The organism is Streptomyces sp. NPDC096339 (assembly GCF_044762985.1).
In the GTDB taxonomy this organism is placed as follows: Bacteria; Actinomycetota; Actinomycetes; order Streptomycetales; family Streptomycetaceae; genus Streptomyces.
Map to the genome: position 1 here is coordinate 1 of NZ_JBIWFI010000034.1, position 17432 is coordinate 17432.

The window sequence follows — 17432 nt, forward strand, 5'->3', positions numbered from 1 at the left end:
AACCACTGGTACTAAGCCGCCGGCACCACCGGCAGCACACGCGGTGCACGCGCGAAGACGCCCGGCAGGGATTCCCTGCCGGGCGTCTTTCGCGTGGTCATTGGTTGCTGCGGAGCTCGTCGAGCACCTTCGTCAAAGCCTTCGTCTCCGCGACCAACCGAGCCTGGGCCTTCTTCTGCTCCTGGTCACCCTCGGGCTTGAACGCGCTGCTGAAGTGCGGTTGGAGCTGGGTCCACCAGCCGTAGTCCAGCATCGCCCACGCCTGCGGGCAGAGGGGGGCGCGGGTCTTCGGGAGGTAGCCGCCGTCGACGAGGGACTGTTTGTACTTCTTCGGGTCGCTGCCTTCCAGGTAGCACAGGAAGTTGAAGACCCGCGCCTGGGTGACGGGGTGGTCACTCGCCAGGTTCTCCAAGGTCAGCCGGCCTTGCTTGCGGGCGATCTCGTCGAAGAGGATCGCGGCGGCCAGGGACGGGCCCGGTCCGACCTCGTTGACGGTGTAGAAGGACGCGAAGCCGTCCGCCGCGTCCTCTTCGAGGCCGAGGTTGGCCAGGAGGAGCTGGCGTTGCAGGGCGTGGCCCAACTCGTGGCCGAAGATGAACTCGGTCGCCAGCACGGTCAGGTCGTCGGTGTTGTACTCGGACGCGGGGAACGGGGCCGGCCGTTTGACGGTCTTCACCACGTCGGCGAAGGATTCCTCGATCTCGGCCAGGAACGACGGCGGGATGTAGATCGTCCTGCCGTCCGGCTGAGTGACGGCGTCGGTGACCCCCGGCGGCACTGCGGCGGTGACCTTCACGACCATGTCGTACGGGAGGGTGAGCGTTTCGTTCACCCAGTCGGCCGCCCGTTCCAGCACACCGGAGTCGCGGACCAGCGCCACGACCTGCCGGTCCTCCGGCGGGACCGTCCGGTCCTCGTAGACGATGGTGACCTTGCCGGAGCGCGTCGCCTGGGGGCGGGGACCCGCTCCGGGTCCCCGGCCGGCTCCGCGGTCCTCGCTGCCGCACCCGGTGACGGCGACCCCGGCGAGGACCAGCACGCCTGCCAGCGCGCTGCGCGCCCTGTGCGACTGCCTGGCGGTTTTCGGCATCTCGGTCGGCTCCCGTCGCATGTTCCGGCCCTCATCCTCCGGTCGCCGGTAGGCGGGTGCCCGTCGAGCCGTCCGTTCGGGGGACCGGGGCCCGATCGGTGGCTCCCGTCACGAGGATCACGAGGATCACGAGGATCACGAGGATCACGAGGATCACGAGGATCACGAGGATCACGAGCGTGTCTCCCCCGTCCGGGGGAGGCGGCTTCGTTCCGGTGGGCGAGGTGCCCGCACCGCCGTTCCGGCAGAGTCTTCCCAGGCAGCGCACATCGCGGCCGACAAGACCTTGGGGGAAGCCATGACGATGACGACGGCCTTGGCGCCGACACCGGTACGGCGTGGGTGGCGGCAGGCCTGGCCCGGCCACGTGGCGGCCGGGGCGGCGATCGCCTACGCGGCCCCGCACTTCTGGTGGGGAGCCGGGATCGGCGCGACCTTCCCCGGGGACTTCGCCTCCGCGCCGCACGGCACCTGGGAGGCCGCGATCGGCTACTGGGTGATGGGCGCCGTCGCGGTCTCCGGTGCGGTCGTCGCGCTCGCCCTGGTCCAGCCCTGGGGTCACCGGCTCCCGCGCCGAACGCTCTGCGTCCTGTCCCTGACCGCCTCGGTCGGCATGACCCTGTGGGGCTTCACCTACTTCGCGATGCAGGGCCTGCTCGCCGCCGGCCGCGTCGTCTCCGCGCCCGCCTTCGCCGCCAAGGACGCCCACCCGCAGGCCGCCTGGGGCCTCTTCTGGTACGGCCTGTTCGTCCTGTGGGGCCTCATGCTCGGCCTGGCCGCCTGGAACCGGCTGCGCGAGGACCTGCCTGCAACGCGCAACGGGGCATCGGGATGAGGCTCACCACGCCTCCCAGTCCCAGGTGTCGAAGTACGCGGGCAGCCCTGCCCGGCGGGCGGCCATGACGGCCTCCAGCCGTGCGTGGTCGCGGGCCGGCATCAGGTCCCGCCACTCGGGCAGGGCCAGGGCGCGGACGTCGTCGTGCTCGTCGGGATCCAGCTCGATCGCGGCGAGTTGGCGGGACGAGAGGCGCCCGCCGTCGAAGACGACCCCGACCGTGCTCAGCGGCCAGTCCTTTCCCGGCAGCCCGAACACCGTCGCCAGCAGCCGGGGCGGTCCCGGTACGTGGAGCCCGGTCTCTTCCCGGCACTCGCGTACGGCCGTCTCCCACGGGCGCTCGCCGGCCTCGGCGATGCCACCCGGCCACTGCCAGGGGTGGACGCTGGAGTAGGTGGCGCGCAGCTGGACGGGGCGGTCGTCCTCGTCGGTGAAGAACACCGCCCCGAAGACCGTGGCCTTCGGCAGGGTCGCCGCGAACTCCTCCGGAGGCAGCCACTGCTTGCTCACGACTCGACCCCCTCGGCCACGGGTGTCGAAGGGACGGGCGGCTGGGGGTGCACGGGGCCTCCGGATGGGCGCACGACTGGTACTGGTGCTCTGGGAACGGCTCCCGAGCGGGGCACGTCACGGCCGGATCCGGCACGCATGGTGAACGAATGTTCTGGCCGGTCCCGGTGGCCATGGCGGGCCTGTGGTGGTGGCGTTGAAACTCGCCCGAACAGGGCTGGTTCACCCGGCCGGGGGATTGTCCGAGCAGGTGCGGTGGACGCGGGCCTCAGGCGAGGAAGGACAGTCGTACCGTGCGCCGCGGGTTGTCCCCGTTGGTGTCCACCAGGACGACCGACTGCCAGGTACCCAGGGCGAGTTCGCCGCCGACGACCGGAAGCGTGGCGTGCGGCGGCACGAGCGCCGGGAGCACGTGGTCCCGGCCGTGGCCGGGGGAGCCGTGCCGGTGGCGCCAGCGGTCGTCGGCGGGCAGCAGCGTACGCAGGGCGTCCAGCAGGTCTTCGTCGCTGCCCGCGCCCGTCTCGATGACGGCCAGTCCGGCCGTCGCGTGCGGGGTGAACACGTTGAGGAGCCCGTCGCGCCCCCGGGCCACGTCGGCGAGGAAACGGGCGCACGCGGCGGTCAGATCGTGCACGGTCTCGGCGGAGCCGGTGGTGACGTCGATGGTCCGGGTGGTGAAGGTGTCCGTCATCCCTCCATCCTGGCGCGGCACTCGCGCCAGGCCGTCAGCCACGCGGCCGCCGCGCGTCGTTCAGCGGTGCAGCCGCGTCGTCCAGTCCCGCGGGACGCGGTCGGCGGGTCCGGGCGCCGACTGGTCCGTCGGGTGGTCGTTCGGCGGGGTCAGCTCCGGCCCCGACTCGTACAGGGCATTGGTGTCGAAGTTCCAGAACCATTCCTCGCCCGGCTCGAAACTCTGTACCAGCGGGTGGCCGGTGGACTTCCAGTGCGCCGTGGCGTGTTGCGCGGGGGACGAGTCGCAGCAGCCGACGTGGCCGCACTGGGCGCAGCGGCGCAGGTGGAACCACCAGCCGCCCACCGCGTCGCACTCGGCGCAGCCGGTGCCGCTGGGCGGGACGGTCGGGTCGATTCCCTGGAGGTCGGTCATGCCTGCTCCTCGGCGGTTTCCGTGGTGGTGGCGGTCTCCGGCGGCGGGGCGGTCAGCGGCAGCAACACCCGGAAGCGGGTGTCTCCCGGGGCGGAATCGACCTCAAGGCTCCCGTGGTGCTTGTTGACGACGATCCGCCAGGAGATGTCGAGACCCAGACCGGTACCCTCGCCGACCGGCTTGGTGGTGAAGAAGGGGTCGAAGATGCGGCTGCGGATGTCCGCCGGGACGCCGGGACCGGTGTCGCGGAACTCCACCAGCAGCCGGTCCCCCTCGCGCGCCGTGCGGACCGTGAGCGTGCCGTCGTGGCCGGTGCTGCCGATCGCGAAGACGGCGTTGTCGATGAGGTTGGTCCACACCTGGTTCAGCTCCGCCGGGTAGGCCGGCACTTCGGGCACGGAACGGTCGTAGGCCTTGACCACCCGCACCTGGGGGCCGATCTTGCCGGACAGCATCAGCAGCGTGCTGTCGAGGAGTTCGTGGACGTCGACGACGCGGTGCGGGGCGCGGTCGAGCTGCGCATACTGCTTGGCCGCGTCCACGAGGTGGGAGATGCGGGCCGTGGAGTCGTCGATCTCGTCCATCAACAGTTCGGTCTCGACCGTGTAGTTGAGCCAGCCGATGGCCGCCGGCAGTATCTCCTCGGCCACGGTCGCCGCGACGTGCTCCAGCCAGTCCGTGTCCAGACCGGCCTGCACGAAGGTCGGCGCGATCCGCCAGCCCTCCGGGATGCCGCGGTCGTCGAGCCAGTCGGCGAGCTCGTCCTCCCGGTCGGACGCCTCCAGGGGGCTGAGCGCCGTCGCCTTGGCGACGCGCTCGACGGTCCGTTCCTGGATCTCGATGAGGTCGGCGATCGCCTCGCGCGAGTACCGCCCCTGGGAGATGTGGGCCAGCTTGTGCCGCATCTTGCCGACCCGTTCCCGCAGCGTCGCGGTGGCCCTGACGGCCGCCGCGGCCGGGTTGTTGAGCTCGTGGGTGAGACCGGCGGACAACGACCCCAGCGCCAGCAGCCGTTCCCGCTGCCCGATGGCCCGCTGGGTCTGCTTCGAGCCGAAGAAGAGCCCCTCCAGCAGGTGCGCGGCCATCGGGAACCACTCCCGCATGATGTCCGCGAAGGACTCCGCGGGCAGGACGAAGAACCGCGTCGGCTCGGTCACCCGCATCGAGTTGTTGTACGTCTGCGGCACGCGGTCGCCGAGGTAGGCCTGCATGGCTCCCGCGTACACGCCGCGCTGCGAGGTACGGCTCACCTCGACGTCGTCGCCGCCGACCCGGCGGTAGAGGACGACGGTGCCCTCGATCATCACGTAGAAGCAGGTGGCCGGGTCGCCCTCGGTATAGACCGGGCCTGCCTCGAACCGTTCCACCCGCCCCTCTCTGCACAGCCACCCGAGCTGCTCCGGGGAGAGCTTCTCGAACAGGAACAGGGAGGTGATCTCCTGCGGGCTGCACGGCATGACCTGTCCCGCCGCCTGCTCTGCCTGCCCCGCTTGCCCGTTCTGCACGCTCATGACTGCTCCAGGTACCGGTGGACGAGCATCACGGCCATGGCTCCCTCTCCGACGGCGGACGCGACGCGCTTCGCGGACCGGGCACGCGCGTCGCCCGCCACGAACACGCCGGGAATGTTGGTCTCCAAGTGATAGGGCGGCCGGTCCAGTTCCCACTCGGCCGGAGGTCGCCCGTCCGGCGTGAGGTCCGGCCCGGCCAGGATGAACCCGTGCTCGTCGCGGAGCACCGTACCGTCCAGCCAGTCGGTCCGCGGGGCCGCGCCGATGAACACGAACATCCACTGTGCGTCGACGAGTTCGGTCGCACCGCTGTCCACGTCCCGCAGCGTCAACTGCTCCAGGTGCCCGTCGCCGTGCGCCGACTCGACGACCGTACGGGTCCGCACCGTGATGTTCGGCGCCTCCTCGATCTGCTGGATCAGGTAGTACGACATCGACGCCGTCAGGGACTCCCCGCGCACCAGCAGCGTCACCGACTTCGCACCCCGCGCCAGGTACATCGCCGCCTGCCCGGCGGAGTTGGCACCGCCCACGATGTACACGTCATGGCCCTGGCAGGAGGACGCCTCGGTGAGCGAGGAGCCGTAGTACACCCCGCACCCGGTCAGGTCCTCACAGCCCGGCGCCTGGAGCTGCCGGTACGAAACACCCGTCGCCAGGATGACACTCTGCGCGGCGACCGCCGACCCGTCGGAGAAACGGACGACCCGCGCCGCGCCGTTGACCTCCAGCCCGGTGACCTCGCGCGCGGTGAGGATCTCGGCGCCGAACCGGCCGGCCTGGCGGCGGGCGCGTTCGGTGAGCTGTGCGCCCGACACCCCGTCGGGGAAGCCCAGGTAGTTCTCGATGCGCGAGCTCTGCCCGGCCTGCCCGCCGGTCGCCGACCGCTCGACCAGTACGGTCCGCAGCCCCTCGGAAGCCCCGTACACCGCCGCGCCGAGCCCGGCCGGGCCGCCGCCGATCACGACGAGGTCGTAGAAGTCGGCGGTCGGCGTCGTCGCGAGCCCGACGTGGGCGGCGAGTTCGGGCGCCTCCGGCTCGACCAGCACGGTGCCCTCCGGCGTGACCACCACGGGCAGCCGCTGACCGTCGGCCCCGGCCGCCTCCAGCAGCCGCCGCCCCTCGGGCTCGTCGGAGGAGTACCAGCGGTACGGCACCTGGTTGCGGGCCAGGAACTCCCGTACGGAGGAGGAGCGCGCCGACCAGCGGTGCCCGACCACCTTGGTGGCGGGTACGGGCCGGTGGTCGCCGGCACGCCAGGCCGCGAGCAGATCGTCCACGACGGGGTAGAGCTTCTCCTCCGGCGGATCCCACGGCTTGAGGAGGTAGTGGTCGAGGTCGACGACGTTGATCGCGTCGATGGCCGCGTTGGTGTCGGCGTACGCGGTCAGCAGCACGCGCCGCGCGCCCGGGTACACCTGCAGGGCCTGTTCGAGGAACTCGATGCCGTTCATCTGCGGCATCCGGTAGTCGGCGAGGATCACCGCCACCAGGTCGCCCCGCAGCTTCAGCTCGCGCAACGCCTCCAGCGCGGATTCCCCGGACTCGGCGCGCACGATCCGGTACCCGGCGCCGTACCGACGCCGCAGGTCACGCGCGACGGCGCGGGAAACCCCCGGGTCGTCGTCCACCGTCAGGATGACGGTCCGCCCTGCATCGGCAGCCTGTGCCATTCGTCTCCACCCCGCGTGCTCTGGGCGGCCGGCAGCGGGAGCCGTCCGCGCCGGTTCCCGCCCATCGTATGTTCGATGGCCCGGCAACGCTCCAGGACGGCGCGGAGCGCGCACCGCGGGTAGGCGGGTGGTCGCTGCCGGTCAAGGCTCCTTCCCGCTCCTCCGCGGGCGGATGCCCGGTGGGCACCGCGGATGCGCCCATGCGAGTGCCTTCGGGACGCCCCGCGAGCGGGGGTCGGCCGGCGGGGGTATGTCGTTCCGCGCTAGGCGACCTTGGCATCCATGAGGAGATCAGCCGTGTACGCAGTGGTTCGACGGTACGAAGGCGTGACCGATCCCGCGGAGGCGGGACGCCGAGTTGACGAGGGATTCGTTCCCCTCCTGCGCCAAGTCCCCGGATTCGTGGCCTACTACTGGATCGACGCGGGGGACGGGGTGATGGTCTCCACCAGCGTCTACGAAGACCGGGCCGGGGCCGAGGAGTCGGTCACGAGGGCGGCCGCGTTCGTACGCGAAAACCTCGCGTCGCTCCTGCCCAACCCTCCCCAGGTCACGGCCGGCGAGGTCCTCGCCGCCGGGTGACGGCCGGAACCTAGCGCGCCATCCCGTAGACCGGCTCCGCCGGGGAGGGACGGGTCCGGGACAGCTTCGCGGCCCTGCCGCGGGCCGTTTCGAACGCCGTGACCGGATTCCCGGCCGAACGCCAGGGCTCGGCCCCGCACCACGGTCCGATCCGGCGGAACTGCTCCAGAGCGGGCTTGTACAGCATCGACTCGACCATGCGGTGCGCCAGCAGGTGACGCAGGACCGGCAGACGTTCGTCATCGGGTGCGACCTGGTCGAACGAGGCGGCGATCCTCTTCAGCAGAATCCGGTTCACGGGCGTGACGGGAAGCGAGGGGGAGGGAAGTGGACCGCTCGGCGAGCTCGTTCAGCGCGTACAGGTAGATACCGGCGAGCGGGCTGCCGGGCGGGGCCTTGCGGACCGCCTGCCGGGCGAAGCGCATCATCAGCCGGTTGCTGCCGAACCACTTGGCGCACCAGCACTGGAGGGCCTGCCAATGGCCCTCGTAGTGGTGGGGTTCGCGGGGTCGAGCAGCGCGGCCTTCCGGGCCTCCTCGATCGCTGCCGGGCTCGGCGGCACGCCAGGCGTCGAGCCAGGCGTCGTCCTGCCGGGCGACGTGCTGGAGGAGCTCCAGCCGGGCCCACCGAAGACCTCCGCGAGGAGTACACGAAGAGGTAGCGCCGGTGTGCACCGGCGCCGTGCCGGGGGACAGCGTCCCGGCAGGGCGCCGGCCGTGCACGCGCCCCGCGCGGGATGACAGACTGCACGGATGATCAATGATCTTCCCGCCGGCCTGCGGGCCCGGCGCCTCGCCGAAGAGGACCATCTCCGCGTGCTCGCCGTACTGGACGCGTGGTGGGGCGGCCTCAAGGGGGAAGCGGGAGCGAGGGAGCGTGCGCTGCTCCTGCCCCGGCTGTACTTCCAGCACTTCACCACGACCAGCTTCCTGGTCGAACACGGCGACGGCGAGATCGCCGCCTTCCTCGTCGGATTCCTGTCGCAGACCGAACCCGGGGCCGCCTACGTGCACTTCGTCGGCGTGGACCCGGCGCTGCACGGCCAGGGTGTCGGGCGCGTCCTCTACCAGGCCTTCTTCGCCCTGGCCCGGTCACACGGGCGTCGTTACGTGCACTGCGTCACCAGCCCGGAGAACACCGCGTCGCAGGCCTTCCACACCCGGCTCGGCTTCACGCCCTCCGCCGTGAAGCCGGACTACGACGGCCCCGGCCTCGACCGGGTGGCCTTCACCATCGACCTTTCAGCGGCTCCGACGGCCACCCCTTAGAGCACCGCTGCTCCGAGACCGCTGCTTCGCCGACTCGCCGCCAGGTCCTCCGTACGGCCATCCGGCCGTCGGAGCAACGGGACTTCACCCTCCGGGTTCCCAGGTCATCCCCGGGCGGCATGGTTCCATCGTCCACGCGGTCGCCGAGCGAACACCCATGCGTACGGCGAGCCCGCCCTCGTGCCCGAGGACCCACCCAGGAGGATGTCGATGGCTCGCCGTACCACCATCCGCGGCCTCGTCGCCGCGGCCACCGCCGGCGTCGCGCTGCTCGTGCCGGCCGGACTGGTCGGCGCCGCGGCCAGCGCCGAGTCCGCACCCGCCGCCGCTGCCGCCGCCCTGCCCCAGGCGCGGATCTTCATGGTCAACCCCGTCCAGTCCACGGGTGACCAGGGCCTCACCGACCAGCGGGACTCCGCCTCCGCCGTCCCGGACTCCGCTTACACCCTGGCCGAGTTGCGCAACCTCGACACGAGCGGCCGCCTCTCGGGGAGGTGGGCGTACATCCGCTCGGAGACCGGCGCTCCCGCCTCGGTCTCCGCGGCGGCCACGTACAACCGCGGCAACGACCAGTTCGAGCAGGTGATGGCGTACTTCTGGGTCGACGAGGCGCAGGAGTACCTGCAGAGCCTGGGCTTCGGCAGCGAACTGCCGGGGGCCAACAACCGCCGGCAGGCGGTGCGGATCAACCAGTGGGGCCGGGACAACTCCTTCTTCACGGACCGGAGGGGTGAGATCCGCTTCGGCAAGGGCGGCGTGGACGATGCCGAGGACGCCGAGGTGATCGTCCACGAGTACGGGCACGCGGTGCACCAGGCGCAGGTTCCCGGCTTCGGATCCTCCCCCGAGGCGGGGGCGATCGGCGAGGCCTTCGGGGACTACTTGGCCGTCGAGGTGGGGGAGCACGCGGTACAGGCGTACGGCTGGCCGCGCCGTGCGGACCTGGCGTGCGTGGCGGACTGGGACTCGGTCCCGTACTCCACCGCCCCGCACTGCCTGCGCAGGGTGGACGGCGACAAGGTGTACGGGGACCGCGAGGGCGAGGTGCACGCCGACGGCGAGATCTGGTCGCGGGCCCTGTTCGACATCCGCAACGCGCTGGGCGCCCGTACCGCCGACCGGATCATCATCAACGCGCAGTTCGCCTTCGCACCCGACACCAGCTTCCAGGACGCGGCGCTGACGACCATCGAGACGGCGCGTCAGATGTACGGCGACACGCAGGCGGACGCGGTGCGGGCCGCCTTCGCGGCCCGGCAGATCCCCGGCGTCGCGTAGCACCCCTGCGGGACCGGTCCCGATGACCGCGGGCGGTGCCGCCCCTGTGCTCCGCGGCCCTGCCGGGCCGCGGAGCACAGGGGACCGGCGGCAGCCGGGGCTCAGAGTGCCCCGACGACCTTCCGTGCGGCGATCCGGACGACCACGCGTGGGGCGTCGTCGACGGATGCCGGGTTGAAGTCGCGGTACTTCTTGCCGGTGTACTTGAGCGAGAGCTCGTCGATCAGCTCCTGGCCGCCCTCGGTGGTGAGCTCGGCGGTGCCCCGGATCTCCGCGTACTCGTACGGGGAATCGAAGGGCTGGAGCAGTACGGTGACGCGCGGGTCGCGGCGCATGTTCTGCTCCTTGCGCCGGCCGATCGTTGTCGAGATGAGTACGTCATCGCCTTCGCGCATCACCCAGACCGGTGACACCTGGGGGCTTCCGTCGGGCTGGATGGTGGCGATGGTGACGAAGACGGGGCTGTCGAGCAGTTCCTTGAGCCGGTGGCTGAGCTCAGCAGACACGGTGGGTCCCTTCGGACGGGGTAAGGATGTCGCCCCACCTACTACCGCAGCTCGCCGTGGTTTTGCGGGAACCGGCCGATCATCGCCGTGGCGGCCGCCGTCGCCGTGGCCCGCCGTCGGTGGGGGAGCGGCGGGTCACCGGGCGCTCGCCGAGGGACGGACCGTGATCTCGTTGACGTCGACCTCGGGCGGCTGGGAGACGGCGTGGGCGATGGCGGCGGCAATGGCGGAAGCGGGCAGTGCCACGGCACGGTAGGCCTTCATGGCTTCCCTGGCATCGGGGTCGCCGATGCCGTCGGCGAGTTCGGACTCGGTCACGCCGGGGGAGACGAGCGTGACGCGGATGTCACCGCCCCGGGACTCCTGGCGCAACCCCTCGGAGAGCGCCCGGACGGCGAACTTGCTCGCGCAGTAGACGGCGGCCGTGGGGGAGACCTCGTACGCGCCGACCGAGGCGATGTTCACGAAGTGCCCGCCGCCCTGGGCGCGCATGACGGGGAGGGCGGCGGCGATCCCGTACAGGACGCCCCGTACGTTCACGTCGATCGTCCGGTCCCACTCGTCGACCCTCAGCGCATGCAGCGGCGAGAGCGGCATCACGCCCGCGTTGTTGACCATCACGTCCACTCGGCCGAAGCGCTCGCGGGCCGCCGTCACGAAGGACTCCATGTCGGCGGCGACGGTGACGTCCAGTCGCCGGTACGCCGCGCTGCCGCCGGCGGCGGTGATCACGCGGGTCAGCGCGTCGAGACGGTCGGTGCGGCGCGCGCCGAGGAAGACGTGGTGTCCGTCGGCGGCGAGTCGGCGGGCGGTCGCCTCCCCGATGCCGCTGCTCGCTCCGGTGATCGCCACGACCTTGGCTGCGTCCTTCATTCCGGCTGTTCCTTCCGGTGGGGTACGGGATGACTGCCGGCGGGGCGAGAGGAGTTCGCCCCGTCCGCACCGCCGAGTCTGGGCAGGCCACGGCCCATCGGCCAGGACGAGTGCTGCCTGGGTGCGCCGCACCCGGGCAGCACCTCAGCGCGGTCCCTTAGCCTGACGACATGTCCGACAACCAGCTGGGAGAGTTCCTCCGCGCCCGCCGAGCCGGCCTGAGCCCCCAGGAGGTCGGCATGCCCGGCCACGGCGTGCGCAGGGTCGCCGGACTGCGCCGGGAAGAAGTCGCGGTCCTGGCCGGGGTGAACGCGGACTACTACACGCGCCTGGAACAGGGCCGCGAACGACGCCCCTCGGCCCAGGTGCTCGGTGCCCTCGGCCTCGCCCTGCGACTGGACCCCGACGAATCCGCGCACCTGCACCGGCTGGCCGGGACGGCGCCGGCCGTCCCGGTCCGGTCCACCGCCCCGGACCGGGTCGGGCCCGCCCTGCGGCAACTGCTCGACGGCCACCCGGGCGCCCCGGCCCTCGTCATCAACCAGGCCCTCGACGTCCTGGCCGCCAACGCCCTGGCCGACGCGCTGTACTCGCCCTTCGACCCGGCGGACAACCTGGCCCGCATGGTCTTCCTCGACCCGGCGGGACGCCCGTTCCACACCCGCTGGGGCCACACGGCCGGGGCCGTCGTGGGCCACCTGCGCCAGGCGGCCGGGATCGACCCCGACAACCCGCGCCTGGGGAACCTCGTATCCGAGCTCACCGAGCACAGCGCGGACTTCAGCCGCCTGTGGAACACCCACCGCGTGCGGGGCAAGACCTCGGACGCCAAACACTTCCTCCACCCGGACGTCGGCCCCTTGACCCTCACCTACCAGGCCTTTGACGTACGCGACGCACCGGGTCAGCAACTCGTCGTCTACCAGGCCGAACCCGCCACGCCCAGCGCCCGGGCCCTCGCCCTCCTGGGCGCCCTCCACGCCACCGCGCACTCTCGCCGGATGTCCGTCCGGGTCAACCATCCCTGACCGCCGGCGCGGGCCCGAGGCGAACGGGAAGAGTGCAGCCATGGACGACCACTTCACCGACACCCTGCTGGTCCTGCGCAGGTTCATCGGCGTGCCCCTGCCGGCCACCGACTGGCGTGTCCGCGCCATGGTCCGCCCCGACGCGGACCGGATCCGGATCCGCCTCGCCGACACCGCCGGCCGGGCCGTCCTGGTGGACCTGCCCACGGGCCACGGCCGGGAACACGGCACCTGGTGGTATGCCGGAGCGCTCCGGCACACGGCCGCCTGGCTCACCGAGAACCCCATGCCGCCCGCGGGCGAACAGGGACTCCCGTACGTCGACGTCGCCCCCCTGATCGGCTCCGTGGTTCCCGACGGGGGCGAGGTCACGCTGGACGACGCGATCGACTACCTGATCGCCGACCTCTCCGGCGACCCCCTCTGGAAGGGCGAGCCACCTTCCGTGGCACCCGACCTGTACGTGCTGGCGGGCTTCGACCACCGCCGGCCCGGCATCGTCCGCGTCTACCTCGACCACCAGAACCGGACCATCGGCATCGACCTGCCCATCGCCAACGACGGAACACCGCGTCCCGTCCAGTGGTGGGCCTCCGCCAAACTCATCGCCCTCCTCCACCCGGAGGAACCGACCACCCTGGCGGCCCACCGGGTCCATGGCGCCCCGGACCCCCTGTGCGAAGCCGTGTACGACCTGACCCGCTGGGCCTGATCCCGATTCCCTTCGCAGTGCGGTCAGTCCCGGTACACGAGGATGAACTCCCCGCAGGGGTGCGTGCCGTGGAGGTCCGCCGTCTCGTCCAGGGCCCCGCGCAGGGTCCGCAGATGGGCTGTGGTGAGCTGCAGCGGCGGCTCGTCCGGCTGGTACGTGGTGCCGCGGGGGTAGTCCCGGCCCGCCGTGGTGGTCATCTCGATGTGGCAGCCGAGGACATGGCGGACCGGCCGGGTGGCGCAGAAGGCCAGCAGCCGGTCGACCGTGGCCGAGTAGGCCGTCCGGTCCTCGATGTAGAGCCGCCCCGGATAGAGGGAGTCGCCGGTCAGCAGGAGGCCGGTGTGGCGGTCGTGGAAGACCAGCGCGGCCTGCTGGTGGCCGGGCCCGGGGATCAGGTCGAGGATCCGGCCGCCCAGGTCCAGTTCGCCGGAGCGGTCCGGCCAGTCGGTGAGGCCGAAGGAGGCCGTGACCTCGTCCAGTCCGGGCCCCACGACCGTGGTGCGCGGCCGGTCCGTGAACTGTCCGTCCGCCGCGATGTGGTCGCCGTGCCCGTGGGTGTGGGCGACCAGCAGCGAGTAAGCGGGCCTCGGATGGAGTTCCAGCCAGTCCGCGACGAGCCGGTCGACGGCCTCCCGCAGCGGGAAGCGGGCCGGGTCGGCGGACGCGCCCGTGTCGAGGAGCAGCGCCCGCTCATTGCCGAACAGGAGGAAGAGGAAGGGGGCTTCGTAGTGCACGGACTTGTTCTGGCGCAGGATCACCGTGTGCTCGGAGTAGGCGTGGACCTGGATCTCCGGGGCCGGGTCGTGCTGCGGGGAGGGCCGGCCCGCGTGCCAGACGACGTCGAGACTGCCTGCGACCGGGGCGCCCCGGAGAAAGTCGATCACGCGTCCAACGTACCCTCGTCGCCGGGCGCGGGGGAGCCGGTCATCGGACGACCCGCACTGGCCCCGCGCGCGGCGCGTCCGCCCCGCTGGCGGGGGCCGCCGAATCGCGGTTTCGTGGTTCCTAGTGCCGTGCCGGGCGCCGTGACCCGGTGAACCTTTCCGGTCACAGCACTAGGCGTGCGTACCGATGCGGCGGCATCGACCGCCGGACCGGGCCCTCGCCGTGACGGAGGAGGGCGGACATGTCCGCACCAGGTCCCACAGCCGGCCGCCGGCGCCGTGCGGCGGTCCTCTCCGTGGCGCTGGCCTGCTCGGCGCTGCTCACCGGCCCGGGCCTCGGAGCCGCCGCCGCGCACAGCGCGCCTCCCCCCGCACCCGCGTCTCCCTCGCCCTCACCCTCGGTGACGGTCCCGAGACTGGACTGGAGCCCGTGCCGGCCCGGCAGCCCGTGGGACTGCGCCACGGCGAAGGTGCCGCTCGACCACGCCGCCCCCGAGGGCCGCACCATCGACCTGGCGGTCGTCCGCCGGCAGGCCACGGATCCCGGACGCCGCCTCGGCACCCTGTTCGTGAACCCCGGCGGTCCCGGGGGCCCCGGGACCGTGCAGGTGCCGCAGAACTACGACGCCTTCCCCAAGGAACTGCGGGAACGGTTCGACATCGTCAGCTGGGACCCGCGCGGGATCGGCAACAGCACCGCCGTGAACTGCTTCGACACCACCGAGGAGGCCAAGACCTGGGCGGCCCGCCCACCCGGCGGCTTCCCCGTCGGCGCGCAGGAGCGCAAGGCGTGGATCGACGCCTACGAGGACCTCGCCCGGCGCTGCGAGAAGCGCGACCCGGACCTGCTGCGCCACGTGTCGACCGCCGACACCGCCCGTGACCTCGACCTGCTCCGCCGGTCGGTCGGCGACCCGCAGCTCAACTACCTCGGCGTCTCCTACGGCACGATCCTCGGCGCCACCTACGCCAACCTCTTCCCCGGCAGCGTCCGCGCCATGGTCCTCGACAGCAACATCGCCCCCCGGGCCTGGATCGACGGCGGCCCCCAGGCCGATCCCCGCACCACGACCCTCCTGCGCATGGGCTCGGACCGCACCGCCGCGGCCACCCTGGACCGGTTCCTCACCCTGTGCGGATCGGCGCCCGCGACCCGCTGCGCCTTCTCGGCGGGCAGCCCCGAGGCCACCCGAGACAAGTTCGACCGGCTGATGCTGCGGCTGCGGGAGCGTCCGATCGGCCCGTGGACGTACGCGAAGACGGTCGCCGACACCGTGAACAGCCTCTACATCGTCGACCCCGGCTGGACGGCCCTCGCGGGCAGGCTCCAGGAGCTGTCGCGGGGCCGTGCCCCCAAACCCCCGGTCTACCCGCCGCCGCCCCCCGTCGCCCAGCCGAACCCGTACCTGGGGGACGAGCAGGCGGCTGCCGTGTGGTGCGCCGACAGCCCCAACCCCCGCGACCCCGCCGCGTACCAGGGCCTGGAGGAGGACAGCGCCCGGCGGGCCGGCGACGCGGGACGCTACTGGACGTGGGCGGCGGAACCCTGCGCCACCTGGCCGGCCCGGTCCGCCGCCGGGTACGAAGGCCCGTGGAACAAGCCCACCGCCCACCCCGTCCTGGTGATCGGGACCCGGTACGACCCCTCCACGCCCTACACGGGCGCCCAGGCCATGGCCCGCGAGCTGGCCGACGCCCGCCTCCTCACGAACGACGGCTACGGGCACACCGCGCTGTTCAACAACGGCAGCAGCTGCATCAGCGCGTACGAGAGCCGCTACTTCGTCGACGGGACGCTCCCGCCCTCCGGCACGGTCTGCCGCCCGGACAGGGTCCCCTTCTCCTGACGGGTGCCGATCGGCCGGTCAGTTCCGGTGCGCTTCCAGGGTGTCCTTGGCCACGAGAACGCCGTCGGACCAGCAGAGCCGGTACAGGTCGACCTGGTCCAGCAGGTCGCGGCCCGAGCGGTAGAACTCGCAGTCGGTGCCCGGCGGCCGGGGTGCGGAGCGGGCGTGGTCGGGCGGATACGGGAACGTGCGGGCCGGGAGCAGATGGCCGAGCTCGGCTCGGGACCGGCCCGCCTCCAGGACGTCGAACCGCGACGGCGGCAGCACGCCCGTCGTCAGCTGCCAGGCCAGATACGCGGCGGCCGGGACGAAGAACGCCGCTGCCGCGACGGGCGCCACGCACGCGGCGACGGTGCGGCGCACAGCGGCGCGCCGCACCGCGGCGAGCAGTTCGGCGGATTGTGGGGCGGCGCCGGCCTCGGGGTGCTCGCCGCCCGCGGAAGCGGCCGTACGCGTCAGAGGGCGGGCCGGGGCCTGGTGGGGGAGGACCGCGGTGACACGGAACCCGCCCCGATGCGGACCGGTGTGCAAGGTGCCGCCGAGGACCGTGACCCGTTCCCTGAGCCCTGCCAGTCCCCGGCCGCCGGTGGCGCGCGTCCGTTCGTCCGCTCGCACCCGCGTGGCTCGCTCGCCCTCGCCTTCCCGCGCGGCGGCGTTCACGACACTCACGCGGGTGTGGTCGGCGGCGTGGTCGATTCCCACCCTGACGGCGCGGCCCGGGGCGTGTTTGACGGCGTTGGTGAGGGCTTCCTGCACCACCCGGTACATCCCGCGTTCGACCAGCGGTGGCAGCACGGGCACCGCTCCACGCCGTTCCCAGCTCACCGGCACCCCGGAGGCGGCCGCCCGGCCGAGGAGGTCCGCGACCGTGTCCTCGGCGGACGGCCCGCCCGAGCCCTCCGCCGTCCCGGTTCCCGCTTCCTGCGGTTCGTGCAGGACGGTGATGGTCTGCCGCAACTGCTCGACGGCGTCGGCGATCGTCGCGCGCAGCTCGGCGAGATCGGCGCGATCACGATCGGTGAGGTCGGGGGAGAGCTCCAGGGCACCGGCGCGCAGGGCGACCAGACTCAGGACATGGCCGAGCGAGTCGTGCATGTCGGCCGCGATGTCCGCCCGTTCCGTCAGCCGGGCCCGCTCCGCGACGAGGTACTGGCGCTCCTCCAGACTCCGGGCCAACCTCCATCCGTCCCGCACGAGCTCACGCCGGCCGCGCCAGTGGCGTCCCGCCAGCCACGGCAGCAGCAGGGCGGCGGGTATCACCGTCAGGGCGTAGAACCACCACACCGCCGGCACCCGCAGTACGGCGCAGGCCACGACGTCGACCCCCAGGCACGCCGCGAGCACCACCAGCGGTCCCCGGGCCCCGGCGACGCGCACACCGAGCAGACAGCTCAGCGCGGCCAGCGACAGGACATGGGAGTTGGCCGGGGTCGAGGCATCCGCCAAGCCCAGCGCGCACAAGCCGTTCACGACGACCACCGCCGCCATCGGCCGACCGCGGGACAGCGGTACGGTCACCGCCAGCACGGCCAGGGGGAGCAGCAGGTCCACCACCGGCCTGGCGGCCGCGCCCGCGTCCCGGAACCCGTATCCGGTCGCGGCGGCGAGCACGGCCCACAGCGCCGCGTCGGCGATGACGACCCTGGTCGCAGGGATACGAGGGTGCCGCATGGTGCGTGGACGTCCTTCCGCTCGGGTGTCGTGACGTGCCCCCGCCGATTCTCCGGTAC

Annotated in this window: 19 protein-coding genes; 7 read left to right on the forward strand and 12 right to left on the reverse strand. The window is 72.4% G+C overall.

The window, feature by feature from the left end; genetic code table 11:
• Window positions 1–97 precede the first annotated feature (97 nt).
• A complete protein-coding gene (locus ACIQ5Y_RS31305) occupies window positions 98–1111 on the reverse strand; it encodes a DUF4344 domain-containing metallopeptidase (RefSeq protein ID WP_403887945.1) in 1014 nt (337 codons plus the stop codon).
• A 10-nt stretch (window positions 1112–1121) separates the two neighbouring features.
• A complete protein-coding gene (locus tag ACIQ5Y_RS31310; RefSeq protein WP_403887948.1) occupies window positions 1122–1265 on the reverse strand; it encodes a hypothetical protein in 144 nt (47 codons plus the stop codon).
• 123 nt (window positions 1266–1388) lie between these two features.
• On the opposite strand from ACIQ5Y_RS31310, the gene ACIQ5Y_RS31315 reads away from it, so the two are divergent.
• On the forward strand, window positions 1389–1925 hold the full coding sequence (locus tag ACIQ5Y_RS31315) for a DUF3995 domain-containing protein (RefSeq protein ID WP_403887950.1): 537 nt from the start codon (window positions 1389–1391) through the stop codon (window positions 1923–1925).
• Between the two features lie 3 nt (window positions 1926–1928).
• Here ACIQ5Y_RS31315 and ACIQ5Y_RS31320 read toward each other — a convergent pair whose 3' ends face one another.
• The 5 genes from ACIQ5Y_RS31320 to ACIQ5Y_RS31340 all read right to left on the reverse strand — a co-directional run bounded on the left by ACIQ5Y_RS31320 (window position 1929) and on the right by ACIQ5Y_RS31340 (window position 6724).
• The gene (locus tag ACIQ5Y_RS31320) at window positions 1929–2435 is read right to left on the reverse strand and encodes an NUDIX domain-containing protein (RefSeq protein ID WP_403887953.1); all 507 of its coding nucleotides are present in this window, start codon (window positions 2433–2435) and stop codon (window positions 1929–1931) included.
• 268 nt (window positions 2436–2703) lie between these two features.
• The gene (locus ACIQ5Y_RS31325) at window positions 2704–3126 is read right to left on the reverse strand and encodes a secondary thiamine-phosphate synthase enzyme YjbQ (RefSeq protein ID WP_403887956.1); all 423 of its coding nucleotides are present in this window, start codon (window positions 3124–3126) and stop codon (window positions 2704–2706) included.
• Window positions 3127–3186: 60 nt separating this feature from the next.
• Window positions 3187–3540, reverse strand: a complete 354-nt coding sequence (locus tag ACIQ5Y_RS31330; RefSeq protein WP_403887959.1) for a UBP-type zinc finger domain-containing protein — start codon at window positions 3538–3540, stop codon at window positions 3187–3189.
• Window positions 3537–4997 (reverse strand): ATP-binding protein, encoded by a 1461-nt coding sequence (locus ACIQ5Y_RS31335; RefSeq protein WP_403888211.1) that lies wholly within the window; start codon window positions 4995–4997, stop codon window positions 3537–3539. The genes ACIQ5Y_RS31330 and ACIQ5Y_RS31335 overlap by 4 nt, the downstream gene beginning before the upstream one ends.
• 50 nt (window positions 4998–5047) lie before the next feature.
• Window positions 5048–6724 (reverse strand): FAD-dependent oxidoreductase, encoded by a 1677-nt coding sequence (locus ACIQ5Y_RS31340; RefSeq protein WP_403887962.1) that lies wholly within the window; start codon window positions 6722–6724, stop codon window positions 5048–5050.
• Between the two features lie 297 nt (window positions 6725–7021).
• On the opposite strand from ACIQ5Y_RS31340, the gene ACIQ5Y_RS31345 reads away from it, so the two are divergent.
• Window positions 7022–7306: a hypothetical protein gene (locus ACIQ5Y_RS31345; RefSeq protein ID WP_403887965.1), complete on the forward strand. Its 285-nt coding sequence runs from the start codon at window positions 7022–7024 to the stop codon at window positions 7304–7306.
• A gap of 10 nt (window positions 7307–7316) precedes the next feature.
• Here the strand turns inward: ACIQ5Y_RS31345 and ACIQ5Y_RS31350 are convergent, their stop codons facing one another.
• A complete protein-coding gene (locus tag ACIQ5Y_RS31350; protein ID WP_403887968.1) occupies window positions 7317–7604 on the reverse strand; it encodes a hypothetical protein in 288 nt (95 codons plus the stop codon).
• Window positions 7605–8058: 454 nt separating this feature from the next.
• On the opposite strand from ACIQ5Y_RS31350, the gene ACIQ5Y_RS31355 reads away from it, so the two are divergent.
• Both ACIQ5Y_RS31355 and ACIQ5Y_RS31360 read left to right on the forward strand, forming a co-directional pair.
• Complete coding sequence (locus tag ACIQ5Y_RS31355; protein ID WP_403887971.1) at window positions 8059–8574, forward strand: GNAT family N-acetyltransferase; 516 nt, start codon at window positions 8059–8061, stop codon at window positions 8572–8574.
• 210 nt (window positions 8575–8784) lie between these two features.
• Window positions 8785–9852 carry a M4 family metallopeptidase gene (locus ACIQ5Y_RS31360; RefSeq protein WP_403887974.1) on the forward strand — a complete coding sequence of 356 codons (1068 nt, stop codon included), beginning with the start codon at window positions 8785–8787 and terminating at the stop codon, window positions 9850–9852.
• A gap of 101 nt (window positions 9853–9953) precedes the next feature.
• Here the strand turns inward: ACIQ5Y_RS31360 and ACIQ5Y_RS31365 are convergent, their stop codons facing one another.
• Together ACIQ5Y_RS31365 and ACIQ5Y_RS31370 are read right to left on the reverse strand one after the other, a co-directional pair.
• Window positions 9954–10358 (reverse strand): PPOX class F420-dependent oxidoreductase, encoded by a 405-nt coding sequence (locus ACIQ5Y_RS31365; protein WP_403887977.1) that lies wholly within the window; start codon window positions 10356–10358, stop codon window positions 9954–9956.
• A 135-nt stretch (window positions 10359–10493) separates the two neighbouring features.
• Window positions 10494–11231, reverse strand: coding sequence for an SDR family oxidoreductase (locus ACIQ5Y_RS31370; protein WP_403887980.1), 738 nt, complete (start codon window positions 11229–11231; stop codon window positions 10494–10496).
• 170 nt (window positions 11232–11401) lie between these two features.
• On the opposite strand from ACIQ5Y_RS31370, the gene ACIQ5Y_RS31375 reads away from it, so the two are divergent.
• Window positions 11402–12259 (forward strand): helix-turn-helix transcriptional regulator, encoded by an 858-nt coding sequence (locus ACIQ5Y_RS31375; RefSeq protein ID WP_403887983.1) that lies wholly within the window; start codon window positions 11402–11404, stop codon window positions 12257–12259.
• 40 nt (window positions 12260–12299) lie between these two features.
• Window positions 12300–12971 carry a hypothetical protein gene (locus ACIQ5Y_RS31380; protein ID WP_403887985.1) on the forward strand — a complete coding sequence of 224 codons (672 nt, stop codon included), beginning with the start codon at window positions 12300–12302 and terminating at the stop codon, window positions 12969–12971.
• 23 nt (window positions 12972–12994) lie between these two features.
• Here ACIQ5Y_RS31380 and ACIQ5Y_RS31385 read toward each other — a convergent pair whose 3' ends face one another.
• On the reverse strand, window positions 12995–13855 hold the full coding sequence (locus ACIQ5Y_RS31385; RefSeq protein ID WP_403887988.1) for an MBL fold metallo-hydrolase: 861 nt from the start codon (window positions 13853–13855) through the stop codon (window positions 12995–12997).
• 242 nt (window positions 13856–14097) lie between these two features.
• Between ACIQ5Y_RS31385 and ACIQ5Y_RS31390 the strand changes: the two genes are divergently transcribed.
• Window positions 14098–15702: an alpha/beta hydrolase gene (locus ACIQ5Y_RS31390; RefSeq protein WP_403887991.1), complete on the forward strand. Its 1605-nt coding sequence runs from the start codon at window positions 14098–14100 to the stop codon at window positions 15700–15702.
• Between the two features lie 18 nt (window positions 15703–15720).
• On the opposite strand, the gene ACIQ5Y_RS31395 is transcribed toward ACIQ5Y_RS31390, so the two are convergent.
• Window positions 15721–17373 carry a sensor histidine kinase gene (locus ACIQ5Y_RS31395; protein WP_403887994.1) on the reverse strand — a complete coding sequence of 551 codons (1653 nt, stop codon included), beginning with the start codon at window positions 17371–17373 and terminating at the stop codon, window positions 15721–15723.
• Window positions 17374–17432: the final 59 nt, after the last annotated feature.